This is a genomic window from Melaminivora alkalimesophila (genome assembly GCF_000282995.1).
Taxonomy (GTDB): Bacteria; Pseudomonadota; Gammaproteobacteria; order Burkholderiales; family Burkholderiaceae_C; genus Melaminivora; species Melaminivora alkalimesophila.
In genome coordinates this window covers 1-4180 of record NZ_ALEE01000229.1, presented here as the reverse complement: position 1 = coordinate 4180, position 4180 = coordinate 1, and the positions used below count along the sequence as shown (strand labels likewise).

Annotated in this window: 6 protein-coding genes; all 6 read left to right on the top strand. The window is 65.3% G+C overall.

Translation table 11 applies throughout. The features are described from left to right. On the top strand, positions 1–500 hold a 500-nt coding region (locus tag A612_RS16950; RefSeq protein ID WP_206536107.1), incomplete at its 5' end, for a hypothetical protein. Positions 501–516: 16 nt separating this feature from the next. Next, on the top strand, positions 517–957 hold the full coding sequence (locus A612_RS17800; RefSeq protein ID WP_075807014.1) for a pyrimidine dimer DNA glycosylase/endonuclease V: 441 nt from the start codon (positions 517–519) through the stop codon (positions 955–957). 53 nt (positions 958–1010) lie between these two features. After that, positions 1011–1301, top strand: a complete 291-nt coding sequence (locus tag A612_RS04015) for a HigA family addiction module antitoxin (protein ID WP_019373268.1) — start codon at positions 1011–1013, stop codon at positions 1299–1301. 199 nt (positions 1302–1500) lie between these two features. Continuing rightward, positions 1501–2739, top strand: coding sequence for a 3-methyl-2-oxobutanoate dehydrogenase (2-methylpropanoyl-transferring) subunit alpha (locus A612_RS04010; RefSeq protein WP_019373267.1), 1239 nt, complete (start codon positions 1501–1503; stop codon positions 2737–2739). A 125-nt stretch (positions 2740–2864) separates the two neighbouring features. Beyond that, positions 2865–3869, top strand: coding sequence for an alpha-ketoacid dehydrogenase subunit beta (locus A612_RS04005; protein ID WP_040435975.1), 1005 nt, complete (start codon positions 2865–2867; stop codon positions 3867–3869). A gap of 4 nt (positions 3870–3873) precedes the next feature. Further along, on the top strand, positions 3874–4180 hold a 307-nt coding region (locus A612_RS04000), incomplete at its 3' end, for a biotin/lipoyl-containing protein (protein WP_040435973.1).

The window sequence follows — 4180 nt, the reverse complement described above, 5'->3', positions numbered from 1 at the left end:
ACTGGTACGGCCTATGGGGAGCAGGTCAAGATATGGCTATTGGAATTCTGCGGGATGGCACTACGAAAGAAGACCCAGACCTGCGGAGATGGGCTGTGTCCGTACTCGACAAAACGTCCCCCGTTCCGTTCTCGAAAGACCTTGGTCAACGGATTTCATCTGGAAGTATCGAGATCGAGAAGTATCTCGCTCCAACCATTCCGCAGCAGTTACTCGGTCAAGGAGTCGCGTGGAAGCCGCTTCCAAGAGAGCGCGTGACGTGGGGCGATCTGCTAGAGAACTACGTCGAAAACAAGGCCCGCTTCGAAATGAACCAAATCGATAGGGATACGCTCACTTCGTTGATCCGAGGATACGATGGAAGGATCCGCGTTATCGATGATCCCCGCTTTGGGGCCAACGGCTTTGTTCAAGAGCAAGGCTCTAACAAACCAATGGAGCCGACGCCGGAAAGCGCGCCTGCACCTTCCAGCGGCGGCAGCGGCGCGGCTCATCGGTAGCGTTAGGCTCCACAACATGCGCCTTTGGTCACTCCATCCAAGATATCTCGACCCGCAAGGGCTGGTCGCACTTTGGCGTGAGGCACTACTTGCAAAAGCGGTGCTCCGCGGCGAAACGCGGGGCTACACCCAGCATCCACAATTGCAGCGCTTCAAAGAACATCCATTCCCGCGCTCCGCCATAAACTCGTATCTGGCTTCAGTGCATGCCGAAGCCACAAGTCGCGGCTACTCATTCGATAAAACCAAGATTGGCTCAAGCCGTTCCCTTCAAATTATCCCAGTTAGCACTGGACAACTTGCCTTTGAGTGGCAGCATCTGCAAAACAAACTCTCAGTCCGTAGCCCGGTAGTTCTTGCCAAATGGCAAGGCCTGCTCACCCCAGAGTGCCATCCATTGTTTCAACAGCAACCTGGACCAGTGGCTATGTGGGAACGAGCAATAGGTGGTGCCTAACAGTTCGTTCAAGCCGACGCCGCTTCGTGGCCCGGCTCATGCGACAGTTAGGCATGCACAACCCTCCCCACCCCGGTGAGTTCATTGCCGACGTCTATCTTGAGCCCAATGGCATCAGCGGGCGTGTGCTTGCACAGAAGCTGGACGTGGCCGCATCCACCCTCAGTCGTATCCTGAAGGGCACCAGCCGCGTCACACCGGAAATGGCGCTGCGCCTTTCCAAGACGCTTGGGCGATCTGCCGAGAGTTGGCTGGCCAGGCAGGACGCACATGACCTCTGGTTGGCAAGACAGACCGTCGACCTGCAAGGCGGAGTAGTCAAGCTCAAGCTGGCCGCGGCCTGACGACGATCCCACTCAGGCCGACCCTGCTTGGAGGCGTTGCTCTGCGCTTTCCCCCTGCAACCCCCCTGGCGCCCCCACCCCCCAGTCTCCTAGAATCTCCGCAGCGCTCAGGCGCATGAAGGACAGCGCGCCATGACCTGGCGCGCCCGTCCTGATCCCCACTGACCGCACGACACAATCGTGCACCAGGAGACTGCGGATGACCACCCACACAGCCCCGCTGCGGCTGCACGTGCCCGAGCCCACGGGAAGGCCGGGCCGGAGCACCGACTTTTCCTACCTGAGCATCTCGCCCGCTGGCGCGGTGCGCAAGCCCCCCGTTGACACCCCAGCGGCCGACACGGCCGACCTGGCGACCAGCCTGGTGCGGGTGCTCGACGACGACGGCCGCGCCGTCGGGCCCTGGGCCCCCTCCCTCCACCCCGAGCGGCTGCGCCGCGGGCTGCGCGCCATGATGAAGACGCGCATCTTCGACGCCCGCATGCTGATCGCGCAGCGCCAAAAAAAACTGTCGTTCTACATGCAGTGCCTGGGTGAGGAAGCGATCGCGGTGGCTCATGCGCAGGCGCTGCAGGAGGGCGACATGTGCTTTCCCACCTACCGCCAGCAGGGCCTGCTGATCTCGCGCGACGACATCCCGCTGTCCGAGCTGATCTGCCAGCTGATGAGCAACGAGGCCGACCCGCTCAAGGGCCGCCAGCTGCCCGTCATGTACTCGTACAAGCGCGCCGGCTTCTTCTCCATCTCGGGCAACCTCGCCACCCAGGTCATCCAGGCCGTGGGCTGGGCCATGGCCTCGGCCATCAAGGGCGACACGCGCATCGCCTCCACCTGGATCGGCGACGGCTCCACGGCCGCTGCCGACTTCCACACCGCGCTCACCTTCGCCCACGTTTACCGCGCGCCGGTGATCATCAACGTGGTCAACAACCAGTGGGCGATCTCCACCTTCCAGTCGATTGCCGGCGGCGAGGGCACGACCTTCGCCCAGCGCGGCGTGGGTGTGGGCCTGGCTTCGTTGCGCGTGGACGGCAACGACTTCCTGGCGGTGTACGCGGCATCGCGCTGGGCGGCCGAGCGCGCGCGCGGCAACCATGGGCCCACCCTGATCGAATGGGAGACCTACCGCGCCGGCCCGCATTCCACCTCGGACGACCCCAGCAAGTACCGCCCGGCCGACGACTGGCAGCGTTTCCCGCTGGGCGACCCCATCGAGCGCCTCAAGCAGCACCTGATCGCCATCGGCGAATGGAGCGAAGAGCAGCACACCCAGGCCCATCAGGAACTGGAGGCCGAGGTGCTTGCCGCCCAGAAGGAGGCCGAGCGCCACGGAACCCTGCTCGACGGCCGCGTGCCCAGCGCCGCGACCATCTTCGAGGGGGTCTACAAGGACATGCCGGAGCACCTGCGCCGGCAGCGCCAGCAGATGGGGGTGTGACCGACATGGCAACGACAGAAGACACCGCAAAGGCCATCCAGCAGGCCGAGCCGGTCACGGCGCAGCAGCAGCGCGCCGACGAGGCGCAGGCGCAGCAGCAAGCCCCCGAGGCGCACAGCGTGCCGATGACCATGATCCAGGCACTGCGCTCGGGCCTGGACGTGATGATGGGGCGCGACGACAACGTGGTCGTCTATGGCCAGGACGTGGGCTACTTCGGCGGCGTGTTCCGCGTGACCGAGGGCCTGCAGGCCAAGTACGGCAAGACGCGCTGCTTCGACGCGCCGATCTCCGAGGGCGGCATCGTCGGCTCGGCCATCGGCATGGCGGCCTACGGGCTGCGCCCGGTGGTGGAGATCCAGTTCGCGGATTATTTCTACCCGGCGACCGACCAGATCGTCTCGGAGGCGGCGCGCCTGCGCCACCGCTCCAACGGCGACTTCACCGCCCCCATGACCATCCGCATGCCCTGCGGCGGCGGCATCTACGGCGGCCAGACGCACAGCCAGAGCCCGGAGGCCTTCTTCACGCACGTGTGCGGCCTGCGTACCGTGATGCCGAGCAATCCCTACGATGCCAAGGGCCTGCTGATCTCGTCCATCGAGTGCGACGACCCGGTCATCTTCCTGGAGCCCAAGCGCCTCTACAACGGCCCCTTCGACGGCCACCACGACCGGCCGGTGGTGCCCTGGTCGCGCCACGAACTGGGCATGGTGCCTGAGGACTATTACCGCGTCCCGCTCGACAGCGCCGTGGTCTTCCGCCCGGGCAAGCAGGTCACGGTCCTGGCGTACGGGACCATGGTCTGGGTGGCGGAGTGCGCCGCGCGCGAGAGCGGCATCGACGCCGAGGTCATCGACCTGCGTTCGATCTGGCCGCTGGACCTGGAAACCATCGTCAATTCGGTCAAGAAGACCGGCCGCTGCGTGGTGGTGCACGAGGCCACGCGCACCAGCGGCTTCGGCGCCGAGCTGGTCGCGCTGGTGCAGGAGCATTGCTTCTGGCACCTGGAAGCGCCCATCGAGCGCGTGACGGGTTGGGACACCCCCTACCCGCATGCGCAGGAATGGGCCTATTTCCCCGGTCCCGCCCGCGTGGGCGAGGCCCTGAAGCGCGCAGTGGAGGGCTGAAGCCATGGGTATTTATGTGATCCGCGTGCCCGACATTGGCGAGGGCATTGCCGAGGTGGAACTGGTGGCCTGGCACGTCCAGCCGGGCGAGGAAGTGCGCGAGGACCAGCCGATCGCCGACGTCATGACCGACAAGGCGACGGTGGAGATCCCCAGCCACGTGCACGGCAAGATTTTGGCGCTGGGCGCCGAGGTCGGGCAGCTGCTGTCGGTGGGCGCCGAGCTGGTGCGCATCGAGGTGGAGGGCGAGGGGAACCTGAAGGAGGGCGCTGACGCGGCGGCTCCGGTGGCAGCCCCGGCTCCGGCCGCTG